The sequence below is a fragment of the Streptomyces sp. APSN-46.1 genome, from assembly GCF_022815725.1.
Classification (GTDB): domain Bacteria; phylum Actinomycetota; class Actinomycetes; order Streptomycetales; family Streptomycetaceae; genus Streptomyces.
The window spans coordinates 1-20,096 of sequence record NZ_JALGRF010000004.1 but is presented as its reverse complement, the minus strand read 5'-3'; the positions used below and the strand labels follow the sequence as shown (position 1 = coordinate 20,096).

At 72.7% G+C, this 20,096-nt stretch carries 11 protein-coding genes; 1 reads left to right on the top strand and 10 read right to left on the bottom strand.

Going from position 1 to position 20,096, the window contains the following annotated elements:
- Positions 1–79: 79 nt before the first annotated feature.
- On the bottom strand, positions 80–226 hold the full coding sequence (locus MTF65_RS14405; protein WP_243629086.1) for a hypothetical protein: 147 nt from the start codon (positions 224–226) through the stop codon (positions 80–82).
- 35 nt (positions 227–261) lie between these two features.
- Positions 262–522 (bottom strand): hypothetical protein, encoded by a 261-nt coding sequence (locus tag MTF65_RS14400; RefSeq protein WP_243629085.1) that lies wholly within the window; start codon positions 520–522, stop codon positions 262–264.
- A gap of 526 nt (positions 523–1,048) precedes the next feature.
- Here MTF65_RS14400 and MTF65_RS14395 point away from each other — a divergent pair.
- Positions 1,049–2,074, top strand: a complete 1,026-nt coding sequence (locus MTF65_RS14395) for a tetratricopeptide repeat protein (protein ID WP_243629084.1) — start codon at positions 1,049–1,051, stop codon at positions 2,072–2,074.
- A gap of 143 nt (positions 2,075–2,217) precedes the next feature.
- Here the strand turns inward: MTF65_RS14395 and MTF65_RS14390 are convergent, their stop codons facing one another.
- The 8 genes from MTF65_RS14390 to MTF65_RS14350 all read right to left on the bottom strand — a co-directional run.
- Positions 2,218–2,544 (bottom strand): hypothetical protein, encoded by a 327-nt coding sequence (locus MTF65_RS14390; protein WP_243629083.1) that lies wholly within the window; start codon positions 2,542–2,544, stop codon positions 2,218–2,220.
- A gap of 66 nt (positions 2,545–2,610) precedes the next feature.
- Positions 2,611–3,534 carry a TauD/TfdA family dioxygenase gene (locus MTF65_RS14385; protein ID WP_243629082.1) on the bottom strand — a complete coding sequence of 308 codons (924 nt, stop codon included), beginning with the start codon at positions 3,532–3,534 and terminating at the stop codon, positions 2,611–2,613.
- 26 nt (positions 3,535–3,560) lie between these two features.
- Positions 3,561–4,496, bottom strand: a complete 936-nt coding sequence (locus MTF65_RS14380) for a TauD/TfdA family dioxygenase (protein ID WP_243629081.1) — start codon at positions 4,494–4,496, stop codon at positions 3,561–3,563.
- A complete protein-coding gene (locus tag MTF65_RS14375; protein ID WP_243629080.1) occupies positions 4,493–5,263 on the bottom strand; it encodes a thioesterase II family protein in 771 nt (256 codons plus the stop codon). The genes MTF65_RS14380 and MTF65_RS14375 overlap by 4 nt, the downstream gene beginning before the upstream one ends.
- A gap of 1 nt (position 5,264) precedes the next feature.
- Positions 5,265–6,557 (bottom strand): MFS transporter, encoded by a 1,293-nt coding sequence (locus MTF65_RS14370; protein ID WP_243629079.1) that lies wholly within the window; start codon positions 6,555–6,557, stop codon positions 5,265–5,267.
- A complete protein-coding gene (locus MTF65_RS14365; protein WP_243629078.1) occupies positions 6,554–7,537 on the bottom strand; it encodes an ornithine carbamoyltransferase in 984 nt (327 codons plus the stop codon). The genes MTF65_RS14370 and MTF65_RS14365 overlap by 4 nt, the downstream gene beginning before the upstream one ends.
- Entirely contained in the window at positions 7,534–18,666 is an 11,133-nt protein-coding gene (locus MTF65_RS14355) for a non-ribosomal peptide synthetase (protein WP_279399086.1), read from the bottom strand. The genes MTF65_RS14365 and MTF65_RS14355 overlap by 4 nt, the downstream gene beginning before the upstream one ends.
- On the bottom strand, positions 18,663–20,096 hold a 1,434-nt coding region (locus tag MTF65_RS14350; protein WP_243629077.1), incomplete at its 5' end, for a non-ribosomal peptide synthetase. The genes MTF65_RS14350 and MTF65_RS14355, both read right to left, overlap by 4 nt.

The window sequence follows — 20,096 nt, the reverse complement described above, 5'->3', positions numbered from 1 at the left end:
CCAGGTGAGGGTTGCGGGAAGTGAGCGAAGTGGGGCTTGGGTTCCGGCGCCGGTACGGCTGGTCGGGTGCCGGAGCGGTCTACACGCCGTCGTCAGCGAAGCCGGTGTCGTCGGCGCTGAGCGCGGGGACGGCTGCGAGCCGGGCGGCGTCGGCGTACTCGCAGTGGGCGAGGATGCCGAGCATGGTCAGCCCGGCTGCGGTGCCGAGTGCCCACAGCCATGACAAGGCCGTCTCCAGGGGATCCGATAACTCGGGGCGGCTCACGCCACCGCCTGGTCGGTAAGCGTCTTCTGCCGCCGGTCGATGGCCTGCTCCAGCTGGATGCTCAGCAGCTCCACCCGGCCGGGCCCGACCCTCAGCACAGACCGCGCGGTGGACCCGTCACGTAGGACGACGTCCACCGGCAGCAGCATCTCCCCGGAGGAGCGGTCGTAGAGCAGATCCCGGTATGCCGGGACGACGTGGACGATGAATGGACGGGCACCTCCCGGCACCTCGTCGGCGGAGGCAGTGTGCGACACCTCTCCGTCCGCCGACGGCGGTGGGGCCTCGCGGGGTTCGGAGCGGACTCCATGGCCATCGCTGACGTCCTTTCGCATCCGGGCAGCACGAACAGGCCCTGAACTGGGCCGATTCGAGCCAATCGAGGTTGGTGCGGGTGACGTTCAGTCAACGACCGTCCGCAGTCACAGGACAGAGCCCACGATGTAGTCCTGCGTAATCCCGCGTAATCCAGGTGGGGAGGGTGACGGGGTGCCGAAGAACCCGGCCGTCGCGGAACTGATCAGGCAGGCGTGTGAAGCACGGGCGTGGGGCCCTTCCGACCTCGCACGCGCCCTTGGTCTGGCGGAAAGCGGCGACCCTCGCCGCCTGCAGCGCCAGCACGCCCGCCGCTGGATCGAGGGCGAGCGGACCCCGGATCACTGGTGGCCGTACATCGCCCAGGTGTTGGGACTGGATCCCGAGGCGATCAACCTCCCAGAGACCATGCCGGTGGCACTCCACGCCGATACCGTGGCATCAGTCTTACACCTGGGAAGGAGCGACGTGGACCGCCGGAACTTCATCGTCGCGTCCAGCGGATACGCCCTGTCCGCCCTCGGCCTGCCCGACATGGACAGCATCACTCGCAGGACCAAGACGGCTTCCCCCGGGGCCGTCCGTGTCGGCCGGGGCGAGGTGGCGGCCGTGCGCCACATGGTGAAGGCCCTCGGCGACTCGGCTTCCGAACTCGGCGGCGGCCACGCCCGCCACCTGGCCGTCCGCTACCTGACCCAGGACGTTGCCCGCTGGCTGGACGGCAAGTTCACCGAAGCCACCGGCCGCGAATTGTTCGCCGCGACCTCCCAGCTCGTCCACCTCGCCGGCTGGATGGCCCAGGACGAGGGCGACACCCCTGAGCTGCGCGGGCTGGCCCAGGGCTACTACGCGCACTCCTTCCGCCTGGCCGCAGAGGCCGGCGACCCGGAGCTGTCCGCCACCGCCCTACGGGGACTCGCCGTGCAGTGCGTCGACCTGGGCTACCGGGCCGAAGCCGTCCAGCTCGGCGAAGCCTGCGTGGACTACGGCCGGCACCTCGACAACCCGCGAGCGGTCGCCTACTACGAGGCCACCCTCGCCAACGCCGCCGCCCAGGACGACGACCGGCGCATGGCCACCAAGCACCTCGCCATGTCCGAGACCGCCATCGGCAAACCGGCAGCCGCGAGCGGCGACTCCTGGGCCGCCCACTACTCCCCTGGCCGCTGGGCGCACGAATCCGGCATGATCCTCTCCCGCCTCGGCGACCTCGACGCCGCCGAAGAGCACCTCCACCTCGCCCTCGACATCCACGGGCTCGACCGCCGCCGCACCCGCGCCATCGTCCTCGCCGACCTGGGCGGCGTACGCCTGCGCCAAGGCGACGTCGACGGCGCCATGGCCACCTGGCGCGAGTTCCTCGACTGCGCTGACGGCATCCGCTCCGTGAAGGTCCAGGCCGCCCTCCAGGACATGCGCGTACGCCTGCGGCGATACAACGGCGTCCCGGAGGCCCAAGAGCTCCGCGAGCGCGCAACCCGCGTCGCGGACTAGCTGGCGAGATCCGGGACCAGCGTCTTCTCGTACGCGGAACGACTGCCGCGTCGCCAGGGTGCACTCATTCCAGGCCGGTGGCTTCAAGGTGGGCAAGGAAGGCCGCGACCAGCCGAGGCCGCGTCACTTCGGGGACAGCGGCGTCAGGCAGATCCTCTTCCAGCCCCCATGCGGTGTTGAACGTCATCGCCACACCTTCCGGGACGACGTTGCTCCCGGAGCCAGCCGACGAAGTTCGCAGCCGCCTGGGCGGTGGCGTCGAGGATCGAGATGCCTTCCGGTTGCACCCGTGCGTACCCTTCCAGCTCTTCTCCGTCGAGGGTGATGCTGTAGTGCATGGCCGAGCCTCGGATCTGCCCGCCTTCCTGGTTCCGGATGAACTCATCCGGATCGCGCTCCAGGAGCCTGGCCTTCAAGCTGTCGTACGTCAGCCCCCTGGTCTGCCCCTCTATGGGAGTGAAGACGTACATGGTGCCAACGGCGGTGCCGCCCCTCGGTGACTGGTGCCGGGGGGCGGCAAGGCCTTGAGGGTGGGGTCAGGCGGAGGGGTCGGCCATGGCTACTGCGATTTTGCGGGGGCCCGTGAAGGGTTCGCGGCCGTGGGCGGCCAGCATGTTGTCCACGACCAGGACGTCGTCACGCTGCCAGTCGAAGCGGGTGGACGCCGCTCGGTACGCCGAGCGCAGGTGGTCCATGACCTCGTCCGGGATGCGGCCGCCGTCGCCGTAGTACGTGTTGGTCGGCAGGTCCTCCTCCGGGAAGATCTCCCGCAGTCCCTCCCGTACCTCCGGGGCCAGCGAGGTGACGTGGAAGAACGTCGCGTGGTTGAACCAGACGCTGTCCCCGGTCACCGGGTGGGTGTGGACGGCCCGGCGCAGCGCGGTGGTGCGCAGTCCGCCGTCCGGGCGCCAGAGCGGCGCCAGCCCCTTGCCCCGGCAGTACTCCTCCACCGCGGCCCGGTCGTCCGTGCCGAAGGTCTCCTGCCACGGAACGCCGAAGTCGGTGTGGAAGTTGCGCACGACCCGCCAGCCCCGGCGCTCGAACTCCTCGCGGACGGCCGGGTCGATCGACCGGTACACCTCGCGGATGTCCGCGAGCGGGGTCGCGCCCCGGGTGAGGGCCGGCTCGATGCAGTAGAAGTACAGGGTGTGCGGCCAGGCCGCCTGGTACGAGTTCTCGTTGTGGAGGAAGATCTCCTCGTCCGGCGGGTAGTCGGTCGAGGTGTACACCTGGCCCTTGATGGTGCTGCGCGGCGACGACCGCTCGGCGTACGTCAGCGGGGCCGAGCCGGAGAAGGCGCGGACGACTCCGTCGAAGCCGTCCACCCCGCCGACCCCGAAGCCGCGCAGCAGCACCGCCCCGTGCTCGATGAGCAGGGACCGCAGCTTGTCGCGGTTCTCCTCGATGTAGCCGTGGATCCCGGTCTCGGGTGACCCGGTGATCTCGATGGCGACGCTCATGGTGGGTTCACTTCTCCCTTCGGCAGTCAGTCCGACATTGCGACTAGTACGCGGCGGTCGCCCGTGAACGGGCGGCGGCCGTGGGCGAGCAGCAGGTTGTCGATCAGCAGCAGGTCGCCGGCGCGCCAGTTCACATCGACCGCGTTGTCCAGGCCGCGGTCGCGGATCTGCAGGACGTACGCGTCGGGGATCGGGCTGCCGTCGGCGAAGGTGACGCTCTGGGGCAGCTCGTCGGGCGGGAGGATCTGGGCCAGGGCGGCGGCGGTGTCGTCGCCGAGGCCGGCCGGGTGCCACTGGTCGGCCTGGTTGAACCACACCTCGGTGCCGGTCACCGGGTGGTGGACGGTGGACGGGCGGACCGAGGCGATACGGATGCTGCCGTCGCGCTTCCACTCCCAGGTGGCGCCGGTGCCGGAGAGGAACTCCTCCACCTCGTCACGGCTGGTGGTCTCGAAGGTGTCCTGCCAGCTCTTGCCGAGGCCGTAGCCGTCGTGCAGGTTCTGCATGTAGCGGACGCCGCCGGCGAAGGCCTCGCGGACCTCGTCGTCCAGGGCCTCCAGCCAGCGGGCCGCGTCGAGGACGGGGGTGGCGCCGCCGCCGCCGGGACGCACCTGGCAGTAGAACGCCAGCCGGGCGGGCCAGGCGTGCGCGTAACTCATCTCGTTGTGCATCGAGATGGTGAATTCCTGCGGGTATTCGGTGGACGTGTAGACATTGCTGCCGACCTTGGTCCGCGGGGAGTTCCCGTGCACGTAGGCCAGGCGGTTGGGCAGGATCAGGTCGAAGACCGCGTCGAGGTTCTCGGGGAGGATCCCGAAGCCGCGGAAGACGAGCGCCTTCTCCTTCACGAGCAGGTCGTCCAGCTGGTCGCCGAGGCCGTTCAGCCGCTCGACGAGCTCCTCCGCGCTGCCCTTTCCCTCCGCCTCGAACTCCAGGGGCGACCAGGTCTGTGCACTCGTCATGGGCTCAGTTCCTCCAGATCCTTGATGATGTCGTCGATCAGTTCCGCTTCCTGCCCGGCCAGGTAGAAGTGGTCTCCGGGATAGGTACGCAGGGCGAACTGCCCGGCCGAGGTCAGGTCCGACCAGGCGATGACGTCCTCCAGCACGCAGCCGGGGTCGCTGTCGCCGAGGTAGGCGGTGATCGGCGCGCCCACCGGGGAAGGCCGCTCGGGCCGGTAGCCCTCGATCAGCCGGTAGTCGGCCCGCAGGGCCGGCAGCAGCAGTTCGCGCAGCTCGGGGATGTCGTAGACCTCGGACCCCAGGTCGCCGAGGCGGCGGACGCCGGCGATCAGGGTGTCGTCGTCGCGTTCGTGCAGGCCGGACACCTTGGCCCGGTGGGGGGCGGAGCGGCCGGAGACCATCAGCCGCCGGGGGGTCACCCCGTACCGGGCCTCCAGGCGCAGGGCCGTCTCGTACGCGACGGACGCGCCCATGCTGTGGCCGAACAGGGCCAGCGGCCGGTCCAGCCAGGGTTCCAGGGCAGCGGCGACCGCGTCGGCGAGGACGTCCATGGACTCCGGGAACGGCTCGTGGAGCCGGTCCTGGCGGCCCGGGTAGCGGACCGCCAGGACCTCTACGTCGTCCGGGAGGCGGGCGGCCCAGCCGTGGAACAGCTGGGCGTTGCCGCCGGCGTGCGGGAAGCACACCAGCCGCAGCCGGGGCGCCCCGCCGAGCCGGTCGAGCCGGTTGCTGCGGTAGTGCCGGAACCAGCTGCCCGCGGGGGACACTTCAGGTCGAGCGGGTGGCGAGGGCCGTGAAGTCTGTGAGGTCATCGGCTCGCTCCCCCTTCCGGACGGGGCCGACGGCGGCGAACACGGCCAGTGCGGCCATCGAGACGCCCACCACGGCGATGGTGGGACCGGCCCCCAGGCCCGCCAGGAGCACACCGCCCAGCAGGGCGCCCAGCGAGTTGGTCCCGGAGCCGATCAGGTTTCCGGTGGCGGCCACCCGGCCCTGGAGCTCGTCCGGGGTGGCACGGACCTGGTAGACGGCGGCGACCACGTTGAACGCGGCGCCCACGGAGGCGGCCCCCGCGTAGAGGAAGCCGAGCAGGACGGGATTGCGGACGAAGTACATCGCGCCCATCAGCAGCGCCCAGCCGGTGATGCCCCGGACCATGACCGAGCCGAGGCTCTTGTCCCGCAGCCAGCGCCCGGCGGCGAGCGCCCCGAGGATGCCGCCCACGCCGCTGATGCCCATGATGACCGCGAGCCAGGAGGGCGAGCGGCCCTGCTCCTTCACCAGGACGATCATCGCCATGCCGAGCAGCGTGAACAGGATGTTGGTGGCGGCGATGCAGCCGAGCACCGCCCGCATGAACCGCCGCTTCCACAGCCAGCGCAGGCCTTCGGCGACCTCGCCGACCAGCTTCTTCGGGGCGCCGGCCGTCTGGCGCTTGCCCTGGAAGTCCTTGCGGATCAGCAGCAGGGAGAGCAGCGAGAGGGTGTACGCGACCGCCGAGAACAGGAACGGCGCCCAGCGGACCAGGCTCTGCAGCAGGATGCCGCCGGGCTGGCCCAGCAGTCCCGCCGCCCGCCCGCGCGCCTCGTTCTGCGAGAGCGCGGTGGACAGGTGGTCGGGGTGCACCAGGTTGCGTACCGCGCCGCGCTCGGCGAGGCGGTAGAAGACGGCGAAGCTCGCCTCCACGAAGGCCACCACGGCCAGGTGGACCACCCAGACCCGGCCGGTGGCGAGGGCGGCCGCGACCGTGCCCACCGCCAGCACCCGGCCGGCCTCGCAGGCCAGCATGACCTTGCGCCGGTCCCACCGGTCGACCATCGCCCCGGCCGGCAGCTGCACCAGCAGGAGCGGCAGCAGCGCCGCGAAGGCGACCGCGGACATGGCCAGCGGTGAGTCCGTGTGCCAGAGCACGATCAGCGGGTAGGCCGCGGTGGTCACCCGGGTGCCGAGGAACGACATGCCCGCACCGGACCACAGGAGCAGGAACTCCCGGTTCTTGCGCAGCGGTCCGGGCGGACCGGGCGGCCCGGTCTCGTGCCGGGCCACGTCGGCGACGCTCACGGGCGCGCCGCCGGGGCTGCCGGTGCCGACGGGGCCGCCTCGGGGGCCAGCGCGCCGCGGCACCATTCCAGTACGGCCATCGCGCTGTGCATCTTGTTCTCCGCCTGCTCGAAGGCGATGCTGGCCGGCCCGTCCAGGACCTCGGCCACCACCTCGTCGCCGCGGTGCGCCGGCAGGTCGTGCATGAACACGGCCTTCGGGCTGTGCTCCCACAGCGCCGGGGTGACCTGGAAGGGCGCGAAGAGCGTCCGCCAGTCCGGGTCGGGCTTGGTGGTCCCGGTGGTCTGCCAGCGGGTGGTGTAGATGACGTCCCGCCCGGCGGGCAGGTCGTCCATGTCGTGGCGCTCGCGGAACACCGCGCCGGACGCCGCGGCCTGCTCGCTCGCGCGGGCGGCGAACGGCGCCTCCAGGCCGTAGCCCGGCGGGGTCCGCAGGTCGAGCTCGACCCCGGGGAAGCGGGTCAGGGCGAGCGCCAGGGCGGAGGCGGTGTTGTTGCCCTCGCCCACGTACAGCACGCGCAGGCCCTCGACGCGGCCGAAGTGCCCCAGCAGCGTGGTCAGGTCGGTGAGCGCCTGCGTCGGGTGCTCGTCGGCGGTCATCGCGTTGACGACCGACATCCGGTCCTGGCTCGCCCAGCCGCGCAGCTCGGCCGGGTCACCGGCGGTACGGGCCACCAGGACGTCCAGCATCCGGGACATGACCCGTCCGGTGTCCTCGGTGGTCTCGCCGGTGTTCAGCTGGAGGTCGCCGGGCCCGTACGAGACAAGGCGGCCGCCGAGGCGGAGCGCCCCGCTGGAGAAAGCGGTACGGGTGCGGGTCGAGGTCTTGGCGAAGTACACGCCGACGATGTCCTGCGCGAGGGCGCCGGCCGGCCGGGCCTCGCCGGCCGAGAACGCCGCGCCCCGTTCGACGATCGCCCGCAGGTCCGCGTCGGTGAGGTCGTTGATCGATATCAGATGCCTGACGGCGGTGCCGCTCACGCGTTCCTCCGGGGGGTGGTCGGGCTGGTCGGGCTGGTCTGGCTGGTCGGGTTCTCGTCCTCGGCTTCGGCCGCGGCCCGGTCCTCGTCGGTGATCACCGGTGCGAGGACGGCCAGGGTCGAAGTGCTGCTGTCGCCGGTGGCCCATTCGGAGGCCAGGCGGCCGGTGGCGAAGGACCGGTCCTGGCGGCCCATCACCTCGGTCAGGAACTTGGCGACGGCCTTGCCCGAGTCGGCGTTGGTGAGCGCCACGAACCCGGAGCCGCCGCCGAGCCGGCTCATCGCCATGTTCCAATAGCCGGTCGGCTCACCGCCGTGGCCGAACTCCCGGTCGCTGCCGGTGTCGTCGACGATGGTGCCGAGCCCGTAGAAGTCGCCGGGCCGCGACTGGAGCAGCTCCTCGGCGAGCTCCCGCGGCAGCATCGCGCCGGGGTGGCCCAGCAGCGAGCGGCGCAGCTCCCGGGTGACCTGGGCGACATCGCCCGCCGTGGTCCACAGCCCGGCGGCGGCGAGGTGGGCGCGCTCGCGCCAGCCTCCGGCCAGGGCCGAGCCGCGGGAGTCGTGCCCGAGGGCCACCGGGCGCCCCGAGGTCAGCGGGAAGGCCTGGTCGAAGCTGCTGCCGGTCATTCCGAGCGGGTCCAGGACGAGCCGTCGCATGAGCGTCTCGAAGGACTCGCCGGTGACGTCCTCCAGCACCTGCTGGAGCACCCAGTAGTGCGTGCTGCTCTTACGGAAGACCGAGCCCGGCACCAGCTCCCGGCGCACCCGCGGGGTGTTCACCAGCGACCCGCCCTCCAGCAGGTCGAGCAGGGTGGGCACCGGCTCGCCGGGCCGGAACCCGACGCTGCGGTGGCGGGCCAGGCCCGCCCGGTGGCCGAGCAGGTGGCGCGGGGTCACCGGGCCCGGGGCGGCCGGGTCCTCGTCCAGGTGCCAGCTGGTCAGGTACTTCTCGATGTCCGCGTCGAGGTCGATCGTGCCGTCCGCGACCAGGCGCAGGGTGGCCAGCGCGGTGACGTGCTTGCTGATCGAGCCGACCTGGAACAGCGTGTCCGGGGTGACCGGTGCGGGTTCGCCGGAGGCGAGGACGCCGACGCCGTGCAGGGCGGTGATCTCACCGTCGTGGAGGACGGCGACGCTCACACCGGGCACGTGGTGCTCGGCCATCAGCTCCGCGAGTTCCTCCAGCGGAAGACCGGGCCGGGCAGCAGCGGGAGTTACCGCACCCGCCGCACCCGCCGCACCCGCCGCACCAGCCGTGCCCATCAGGCCGGCGAGTTCGGCCAGCGGGCCCTCGGCCAGCTTGCTCGCGTCACCGCCCGAGGCCTGCCGGAGCAGGGTGGCGAGGAGCTCGGCCGAGACCTCCACCGTGGCCGGCACGGCCGGTTCCGGCTGCGCCGCCTGCGCCGCTGCCGCCTGGGCGGCCGCCTCGGCGGCGACGGCCGCGGCCTCCTCCGCCGCGTCCTCGTCGACCGCGGCCGCGAGGTCGGCCAGCGTCTCGTGCTGGTACATCCGCCACACCGAGATCGTCAGGCCCGCCTGGCGGGCCGCCGCCAGCACCCGGATCATCAGCAGCGAGTGGCCGCCGAGGTCGAAGAACCGGTCGTGGACGCCGATCTGCTCCACCCCGAGCACCTGCGACCAGATGCCGGCCAGCAGCCGCTCGGTCTCGGTGCGCGGCGGCACGTGCTCGACCTCGGACAGCAGCGAGCCGCGGTCCGGGGCGGGCAGGGCCCGCCGGTCCACCTTGCCGTTGGCGTTCAGCGGCATGGCGTCGAGAGCGATGAACGCCGACGGCACCATGTACTCGGGCAGCCGCAGCCCGGCGTACTCGGCGAGCTCCACCGAACCGGGGCCCTCGCCCCCCGCCTCTGCGTCCGCCTCCGCGTCCGGCACGTAGTGCGCGACGAGGCGCTTGTCACCCGGCACCGGCTCGTGGACCCCGATGACCGCCTCGCGCACCGAGGGGTGCCCGGCCAGGACGGCCTGGATCTCCCCGAGTTCGACGCGGTAGCCGCGGATCTTGACCTGGTCGTCGATACGGCCGAGGAACTCGACGTTACCGTCCGGGAGTTGGCGTACGAGGTCGCCGGTGCGATAGAGCCGGGCACCGGGGGTTCCGTACGGGTCGGGGACGAACCGCTCGGCCGTCAGGTCGGGCCGCCCCGCGTAACCGCGGGCCACACCCGTACCGCCGACGTACAGCTCACCCGTCACGCCGACCGGCACCGGCTCCAGCGCCGCGTCCAGGACGTACATCGCCATGTTCGGCAGCGGACGCCCGATCGGGACGATGTCCTGGGCCACGGGGGAGAGCACCGGGAAGACCGAGGTGCCCACGGAGGCCTCGGTAGGACCGTATTCGTTGATCAGCCGGTCGGGGCCGAGGGCGTCCAGCGTGCGGTTGACCACCGCGCCCGGCAGCGCCTCGCCCGCCACCACCAGCACGCCCGCGAGCTCCGCGGCCTGCTCCGTGGTGAGCTGCTCGGACAGCACGTCGAGGTGGCCGGGGGTCAGCTTGATGAAGCTGTACGGGCCGCTCGCCAGCAGGTGCTCGGCGAGGTCGCCCGGTGCCGTGTCCTGGGGGACGGCGTGCACGGTCTGGCCGGTGACCAGCGGCGCCCACAGGTTGGGGACGACGAGGTCGAAGGCGACCGAGGAGAACAGCGGCGCGCCGCCGGTGCCGCGCGAGGCGAGTTCGCGTGCCGCCCAAGCCACGTGGTTCACCAGGCCCCGGTGCGTGACCTCCACACCCTTCGGCAGGCCGGTCGAACCGGAGGTGAAGATGACGTACGCGAGCCGGTCCAGGTCGTCCACCCGCGTCGGCGCGGTCGCGGGCTGGGCGCCGATCGCCTCGGCGTCCGCCTCCGTCACCAGCCTCACGGACGCGGCGAACCGGTCCGCGTAGCCCGACCGGGTCACCGCGATGGCGGCTCCGGACGTCTCCAGCATCGCCGCGATCCGCTCCGCCGGGTACGACGGGTCGATCGGCACGTACGCGCCGCCCGCCTTCCACACGCCGAGCAGGGTGGCCAGCAGCTCCGGCCCCCGGTCCAGCAGCACGCCGACCCGCGATTCGGCGACGACTCCGAGCCCGCGCAGGTGGTGGGCCACCCGGTTGGCGCGGGCGTCGAGCTCCGCGTACGAGACGGCCGAGCCCTCGAAGGTGACCGCGACGGCGTCGGGACGCGCGGCGGCCTGCTCCTCGAACAGCGCCCGCACGCTGTGCGGGGCGAGCTCGTGGGCGGTGTCGTTCCACTCGACCAGCTGCCGCCGCCGCTCCTCCTCCGGGAGGCACGCGGCGCGGGCGTCGCCCTCGGGGTCGGCCGCCATCGCCGTCAGGACCCGCTCGTACAGCCCGGCCAGCCGCTCGGCGGCCTCCCGGGACAGCGCGTGGGTGTGCGTGGTCAGCAGCAGGTAGCCGGAGGCGGCCGAGACCGCGAGCCCGAACTCGGTCGCGCCCTCACCGGAGCTGTCCTCGACGTCCACCCGCTCGGTGTCCACGTGGTCGAAGTCCTGGAAGCTGAAGCGGACGTCGAGCAGGCGGTCCATGCCGGCCTCGCGCTGGATCGCCGGCATCGGGAAGCGCCGGTGGGCCCAGATGGTGCCCTCCCGGTCGAAGACCTGGCGGACCAGCTCCTCCCAGGTACGGGCGCCCCGGTCGTGCGCGATCGGCAGGGTGTTCAGGTACATGCCGTAGACGCGGTCCGCGCCCGGGGCCTCGGGCCTGGCGCTGAACACCAGGCCGGTGAAGAAGGCCTCCTCCTCGGTGAGCAAGCTCATCACCTTGAGGTGCGCGGCCAGCAGCACGCTCTTGACGGAGACCCGGGCCCGGGCGGCCAGGCCGCGCACCCCGGACTGGAGGTCGCGCAGCGGCACCACCGTACGGAACTTCTCGCGGGGGGCGGAGGTGTCGCCGGCCCAGCCGGCCGGGAGGGAGAAGCGGGCGTTGCGGCCCACGACGTCCCGCCAGTAGCCGCGGTCCTCCTCGGAGGTCAGCGAGCGCTGCTCGGCGGCGATGAAGTCGGCGTAGCGCACCGCCGGGGGCGCCGGGTGGTCCTCGGTGACGCCGTCGCGGTGGGCCCGGTAGGCGTTGACGAGCTCCATCAGCAGGCCGCGGTGGCTCCAGCCCTCGGTGATGGCGTGGGCGACGGTGATACCGAGCCGCCAGGTCGTGTCGTCCTCGACGAGCGCGGTCATCCGGAGCAGCGGGGCCTGCTCCAGATCGAACAGCGCGGCGCGCTCCTCGGCCATGAACGCCGCCACCGCCGCGCGCCGTTCGTCCTCCGTGAGGCCCCCGAGGTCGCGGACGGCTACGGGGATCTCCGCGGCGGCACGCACCACCTGGAGCGGCACGGACCAGGAGTCCAGGTGGAAGGAGGTGCGCAGCATCTCGTGGCGCGCGGCGACGGTGTCGGCCGCCGCGCGCAGGGCCTCCGGGGAGAACGGCGCGTCGTCGTTGATCCGGAAGGCGGACACGTTGTGGTACGCGTGGGTCTCGCGGTCCGCGAGCATCTCCAGGAGCATGCCGAGCTGGACCTCGGACAGCGGATAGGCGTCGATCGCGTCGGCGGGCAGCTTCGCCCGGTCGTCGGCGTCGATCTGCGCGAACGGCTCCACCGGGACGTCCACCTCGCGGCGGGCCGGGCGGCCGGTGAGGAACTCGCTCAGCTCGGCGACCGTGCGGTACTCGAACACGTCGCGGACACCGACGTCGAAGCCGGCCCCGCGCAGGGCGCCCACGAGGGCGACGGCGCGGATGGAGTGGCCGCCGAGCTCGAAGAACCCGTCCTCCACACCGACCTTCTCCAGGCCCAGGACCGTGCCCCAGATGTCGGCGATCTGCTGTTCGGTGACGGTGCGGGGGGCGACGTAGCCCGAGTCCTGCTCCGCCTCGTCGCTGCCGTCGGGCGCGGGGAGGGCGCGGCGATCGACTTTGCCGTTGGCGTTGAGGGGGAGGGCGTCGAGTGGGGTGAAGGTGGCGGGGACCATGTAGTCGGGCAGGCGGGTGGCGCAGTGTGCGGCGAGGTCGGTGATGTCTTCGGCGCTTTCGGCGGGTACGTAGTAGGCGGCGAGTCGGGGTCCGGCGGGCCCGTCGTCGAGGACGATGACGGCTGCTTCGCGCACGGAGGGGTGGCCGGTCAGGGTGGCTTGGATTTCGCCGAGTTCGATGCGGTAGCCGCGGATCTTGACCTGGTCGTCGATGCGGCCGAGGAACTCGATGTTGCCGTCGGGGAGTTGGCGTACGAGGTCGCCGGTGCGGTAGAGGCGGGCGCCGGGAGTGCCGTACGGGTCGGGGACGAACCGCTCGGCCGTCAGGTCGGGCCGCCCCGCGTAACCGCGCGCCACACCCGTACCACCGACGTACAGCTCACCCGTGACACCGACCGGCACCGGCTCCAGGGCCGCGTCCAGGACGTACATCGCCATGTTCGGCAGCGGACGCCCGATCGGGAGGACCTCGGCCGATATCGCGGCCGGGACCGGGAAGATCGAGGTGCCGACGGATGCCTCGGTCGGGCCGTATTCGTTGATCAGCCGGGTTTCCGGCGCGAGCGCGCGCCAGCGGTCCAGCGTCGCCGAGGTGAACGCCTCACCGGCGACGACCAGGACGGAGGCGAGCCCCGCCGCCTGCTCGGCGGTGAGCTGCTGGACTAGGACGTCCAGATGGCCCGGAGTCAGCTTGATGAAGCTGTACGGCGCGCCCTCCAGCACGTGCCGGCCGAGGTCGGCCATGTCCACGTCCTGGGCGACGGTGTGCACCGCCTGCCCCGTGACCAGCGGCGCCCACAGGTTGGGGACGACCAGGTCGAAGGCGACCGACGAGAACAGCGGCGCCCCGCCCGTCCCCTGCGAGGCCAGTTCCCGCGCGGCCCAGGCCACGTGGTTCACCAGGCCCCGGTGTGTGACCTCCACACCCTTCGGCAGGCCGGTCGAACCGGAGGTGAAGATGACGTACGCGAGCCGGTCCAGGTCGTCCACCCGCGCCGGTTCCGGGGCGGTCACCGGCTGTCCGGCGATCACGGCCGCGTCCGCGTCGGTCAGCAGCGCCACGGCGCCGGCCGTCGCGACGATCGTCTCGACGCGCTCCGCCGGGTACGAGGGGTCGATCGGCACGTACGCGCCGCCCGCCTTCCACACGCCGAGCAGGCTCGCCAGCAGCGCGGGGCCGCGGTCCATCAGGACACCGACCCGCGATTCCGGGACGACCCCCAGCCCGCGCAGGTGGTGCGCCACCTGGTTGGCCCGGGCGTCGAGCTCCGCGTACGAGACGGCCTCGCCCGCGTGGACCACGGCGGCCGCCTCCGGCGTACGCAGCGCCCGCGCCTCGAACAGCTCCAGCACGCTCTGCGGCCGCTCCGGCTCGTGCGCGGTGTCGTTCCACTCCACCAACTGCCGCTGCCGCTCCTCCTCCGGCAGGTACGCCGCCCGCGCGTCGCCCTCGGGGTCGGCCGCCATCGCCTCGATGACCAGCCGGTACATCGCCGCGAGCCGCTCGGTGCCGGCCCGGTCGAGAACCCGGCGGCTCGCGGTCAGGACCAGGTTGCCGATCCGGGCCGAGACGCCCAGCGGGAACTCGGTGGGGCTGTCGTCGAGCGTCGCGAGGAAGTCGATGCGGTCGGGGTCCACCTGGTCGAAGTCGTGGTAGCTGAAGCGCACGTTGACCAGGCGCTCGCCCTCACCGAGCTCGCGGTGCAGCACCGGCATCGGGAAGCCGCGGTGCGGCCACAGCTCGATCTCGCGGTCGAAGACCTGCCGGACCAGCTCCTTCCAGGTGCCGGCCGAGCGGTCGTGGGCGAACGGCAGCGAGTTGAGGTGCATGCCGTAGACCCGGTCGGCGCCCAGCACCTCGGGGCGGGCGTTGCACACGAGGCCGGTGTAGAAGGCCTCCTCCTCGGTGATCAGGCTCATCACCTTGAGGTGCACGGCGTGCAGCACGCTCTTGAGCGGGACGCCGGCCTTGACCGCCAGCGCGCGCAGCCGGTCCTCCACGTCGTGGAACGGCACCGCGACCCGGTGCGGAGCCCCGGACGCGTCGGAGGCACCGGCCCCGGAGGTCCCGGAGGCATCGGCCCCGTCGCCCGGCTGCCAGGCCGCCGGCAGGTCGAGCCGGGCGTGCCCGGCCAGCGTCCGCTCCCAGTAGCCGCGGTCCTCCGCCGAGGCGAGCGACTCCAGTTCGGCCGCGATGAAGTCGGCGAAGCGGACGGCCGGCATGGGCGCGGGCTGCTCGCCGGCGCCGTCACCGATGCGGCGGTAGTGGTCGACGATCTCCATCAGCAGGGAGTGGTGGCTCCAGCCGTCGAGGATCGCGTGGCACTCGGTGATGGTGATCCACCAGCTGCCGTCGTCCACCAGGTGCGCGAACAGGCGCAGCAGCGGTCCCGTCTCCAGGTCGATCAGCCGGGTCTTCTCGGCGTTGTTGAACTCCCGCATCGCGCCGATCAGTTCATCCTGGCTCAGGCCGGACAGCTGCCGCGTGCCGAACGGGATCGTCAGGTCCGGGTGCACCAGCTGCATCGGCACCGAGTACGTGTTCAGGTCCACCGAGGTACGCAGCACCTCGTGGCGGGAGGCCGTCAGGTCCACCGCGCGGCGCAGCGCCTCGGGGTCGGCGGGCCGGTCGTCGCGCACCCGGAAGGAGGTCACGTTGTGGTACGGGTGGCGCTCGTCGTCGGCGAGCATCTCCACGACCATGCCCAGCTGTACCTGCGACAGCGGGTAGGCGTCGGCGAGCCCGGCCGGGAGCTTGGCCCGGTCCTCGGCGGACAGCAGCGCGAACGGCTCGACCACCCGGTCCGCGTCGGCCGGGGCGGGCCTGCCGGTCACCACCTCGGCCAGCCGGGCGACGGTGCGGTACTCGAAGACGTCGCGGACGGAGATCTCGTACCCGGCGGACCGCAGCCGGCCGACCAGGTTGACCGCGCGGATGGAGTGGCCGCCGAGGTCGAAGAAGCCGTCCTCGACGCCCACCCGGTCGAGCTGGAGCACCTCGGCCATGACCTCGGCGATGCGCTCCTCCACGACGGTGCGCGGGGCGACGTACGCGGAGGCGGCGCCGAGCGCGTCCTGCGCCGGGGCGGGCAGCGCGCGCCGGTCCAGCTTGCCGTTCACGGTCAGCGGGAGGACGTCCAGGACCACGAAGGCCGCCGGGACCATGTACTCGGGCAGGGCCGCCGCGAGCGCGGTGCGCAGCTCGCCGGGGACCGGGGCGGTCTCGCCGTGCGGGGTGACGTAGGCGACCAGGCCGCCGTCCCGGACGGTCACGACGGCGTCGCGGACCCGCGGTTCGGCGGCGAGGCGGGCCTCGATCTCGCCGAGCTCGATACGGAAGCCGCGGATCTTCACCTGGTCGTCGACGCGGCCCAGGAACTCCAGACCGCCGTCCGCGAGCCGCCGGGCCAGGTCACCGCTGCGGTACAGCCGGGCACCGGCCGGGCCGTACGGGTCCGGGATGAAGCGCTCGGCGGTCAGCTCGGGCCGGTTCAGGTAGCCGCGGGCGACGCCGCGGCCGCCGACGTGGATCTCGCCGGGCACGCCGACCGGCACGGGGTTGCCGTACGGGTCGAGGAGGTGGATGCGCAGGTCGCCGAGCGGGGCGCCGACGGGGCTGGCGGTGGGCCGCTCCAGGTCCCGCGAGGTCATCCGGTGGTGGGTGACGTGCACGGTGGTCTCGGTGATGCCGTACATGTTGACCAGCTCGGGGGCGTCCAGCCCCAGCCGCTCCGCCCAGGGCTGAAGCTCGGCGGTCTCCAGCTTCTCGCCGCCGAAGATCACGGTGCGCAGGGCGAGTTCACCGATCCGGGCGTCGCCGTCGGCGGCGGCGCCGGCCAGGGCGCGGAACGCGGACGGCGTCTGGTTGAGGACGGTGACCCGCTGCTCGACCAGCAGGTCGAGGAAGTCCTCCGGCGAGCGGGACACGTCGAACGGCACGACCACCAGCCGGCCGCCGTACAGCAGCGCGCCCCACAGCTCCCAGACGGAGAAGTCGAAGGCGTACGAGTGGAAGAGCGTCCACACGTCCGACGGCCCGAATCCGAACTGCGGCTCGGTGACCGTGAACAGCCGCAGCACGTTGGCGTGCGTCAGGGCCACGCCCTTGGGGCGGCCGGTGGAGCCCGAGGTGTAGATGACGTAGATCAGGTTCTCGGCGGTGGAGAGCGGCGCCGGGTTCCCGGACGGCCGGGCGGACAGCGCCTCGGCCTCGGCCTCCCGGTCGATGACCACGAGGGCGCCGCCGTGCACCCCGGACACCTTCTCGACGTGCGCGTCCTGGGTGACGACCACCGACACGGCCGCGTCGTCGATCATGAAGCCGAGGCGGTCGGCCGGCTGGGCCGGGTCGAGCGGCAGGTAGGCGCCGCCGGACTTCAGCACACCGAGCAGGGTCGGCACCAGGCCGCTGTCACGGTCCAGGCAGACACCCACGAGCGAGTCCGGGCCGACGCCCAGGCCGCGCAGGTGGTGGGCGAGCCGGTTGGCCCGCTCGTTGAGCTCGCCGTACGTGAGCTCCTCGCCGCCGAGGACCACCGCGACGGCGTCCGGCGTCCGGCGGGCCCGCTCCTCGAACGCCTCGTGGACGGTGCCGAGGACGGGCGCGTACTCGGCCTCGGCCGCCGGGGCGGCCTGGAGCGCGAGCTCGGCGTCGTCCAGGAGGTCCAGCGCCGACAGGCGGCGGTCCGGGTGGGCCACGGCGTCGGTGAGCAGCCGCACCAGGTGCCCGGCCATCCGCTGGACGGTGGCCCGGTCGAACAGGGCGGTGGCGTACTCCAGGTGGCCGCCGAGGGAGCCGTCGGCGGCCTCCCGCAGCTGGAGGTCCAGGTCGAACTTCGAGGTGCTGCCGACCGCCGCGAACGGCTCGGCCTCGATGCCGGGGAAGTCGAAGGCGGAGGTGCGTTCGCCGTGCATGGTGAACGCCACCTGGAACAGCGGGGTGCGCGACAGGTCGCGCTCCGGCTGGAGCTCGTCCACCAGCTGCGCGAAGGGCACACCCTGGTGGTCGAAGGCGTCGAGGACGGTCGCCCGCGCACCGTCGAGCAGCTCGCGGAAGGCCGGATCGCCCTCCCAGCGGCCACGCAGCACCAGGCTGTTGATGCAGTAGCCGAACAGGCCCTGGAGCTCCGGACGGCCGCGGCCGGACACGACGGTGCCGACGGCGACGTCCGAGCTGCCGCTGTAGCGGGCGAGCAGACCCTGGAAGGCGGCGAGCACCACCATGAAGGGGGTGGCCTCGTGCCGGACGGCCAGCTCCCGGATGTCCTGGGCGAGCCCGGCGGGGAGGGTGAACTCCACGGAGTCGCCGGCCCCGTCGCGGACGGCGGCGCGCGGCCGGTCCGTCGGCAGTTCCAGCGGCTCCAGACCGGCCAGCCGGTCCTTCCAGTGCGCCAGCTGGCGGCCGAGCGCGTCACCGGAGAGCTCCGCGCGCTGCCAGGCGGCGTAGTCGGCGTACTGGAGGGGCAGCGGCTCCAGCGTCGGGGCGCGGCGGGTGCTGTACGCGGCGTACAGGGCGCTCAGTTCCCGCCCGAGGACGCCCATCGACCAGGCGTCGCACGCGATGTGCTGGAAGGCGACGACGAGGAGGTGCTCCTCGGGGGAGAGCCGCACGAGCCGGCCGCGCACCGGCCAGTCGCGGCCGAGGTCGAACGGGGCGAGCAGCACGCTCTCGACGACGGCGTTGACCCGGCCGTCGCGGTCCTCGGGGGCGATCGCCGTCAGGTCCTCGACGGGCAGCGCGATGCCGCGCGCCTCGTCGATGACCTGCACCGGGTCGTCGCCGTCGAGGACGTAGCGGGTGCGCAGGATCTCGTGGCGGGTGAGGAACTCCTGCCAGCCGCGGCGCATGGCCAGGATGTCCAGGGGGCCGTTCAGGCGCAGGACCAGCGGCACCATGTACTCGGTGCTCTCCGGCTCCAGCCGGTTCAGGAACCACATCTGCTGCTGACCGTGGGCCAGCGGCAACGGGCGGTCGCGGTCGGCGCGCGGGATGGACGGCGTCTTGCGACCGGCGCCCCGTCCGGCGAGCCGGTCGCGCAGCAGCTCCGCGCGCCGCGCGTCGGCGGCGGTGCCGGTGCCCGTCCCTGTGCCCGTGCCGGTGGCCGTTCCGACAACGATGTTGTCGAGTTCGCCGGTGCTCATGCCGTGTGCTCCTTCGCCAGCAGTTCGTCAGTCATCAGTTCCGAGTCGGGAAGCGCGGCGATCTCCGCCCGGATGCTCTCCTCGACAGCGGCCGCCATGCGGGCGACCGTGGGGCCCTCGAACACGGTGCGGACCGCGAAGGGGACCTCGAAGTCCTCCTGGATCCGCGAGATGAGGCGGATCGCGAGGATCGAATTTCCGCCGGCCTGGAAGAAGTTGTCGTTCGCGCCGACCGTGACGCCGAGCAGCTCGTGCCAGATCCCGGCGATGTGCTCCTCGGTCACGGTGCCGAGTGGGACGTGGCCGGCGTCCTGTTCCCTGCTGGTCCCGTCGGGGGCGGGGAGGGCGCGGCGGTCGACCTTGCCGTTGGCGTTGAGGGGGATGGCGTCGAGTGGGGTGAAGGTGGCGGGGACCATGTAGTCGGGGAGGCGGGTGGCGCAGTGTGCGGCGAGGTCGGTGACCTCTTCGGCGTCTTCGGCGGGTACGTAGTAGGCGGCGAGGCGGGGTCCGGCGGGTCCGTCGTCCAGGACGATGACGGCCGCTTCGCGTACGGAGGGGTGGCCGGCGAGGGTGGCCTGGATTTCGCCGAGTTCGATGCGGTAGCCGCGGATCTTGACCTGGTCGTCGATGCGGCCGAGGAACTCGACGTTACCGTCGGGGAGTTGGCGTACGAGGTCGCCGGTGCGGTAGAGGCGGGCGCCGGGGGTTCCGTACGGATCGGGGATGAAGCGTTCGGCGGTGAGGTCGGGTCGGCCGGCGTAGCCGCGGGCTACGCCGGTTCCGCCGACGTAGAGCTCTCCGGTGACGCCGACGGGGACGGGCTGGAGGGCCGCGTCGAGGACGTACATGGCCATGTTCGGCAGCGGGCGGCCGATCGGGAGGACCTCGGCCGAGACTTCAGCCGGGACCGGGAAGATGGAGGTGCCGACGGATGCCTCGGTCGGTCCGTATTCGTTGATCAGCGGCGTGTCGGGTGCCAGCGCGCGCCAGCGGTCCAGTGTGGCCGAGGTGAACGCCTCACCGGCGACGACCAGGACGGAGGCGAGCCCCGCCGCCTGCTCGGCCGTGAGCTGCTGGACGAGGACGTCCAAGTGCCCGGGAGTCAGCTTGATGAAGCTGTACGGGGCGCCGGCCGCGACATGGCGGCCGAGCTCGCCCATGTCCGCGTCCTGGGGAACCGTGTGGACGGCCTGCCCGGTGACCAGCGGCGCCCACAGGTTGGGGACGACCAGGTCGAAGGCGACCGAGGAGAACAGCGGCGCGCCACCGGTGCCGCGCGAGGCGAGCTCGCGCGCCGCCCACGCCACGTGGTTCACCAGACCCCGGTGCGTGACCTCCACACCCTTCGGCAGGCCGGTCGAACCGGAGGTGAAGATGACGTACGCGAGCCGGTCCAGGTCGTCCACCCGCGTCGGCGCGGTCGCGGGCTG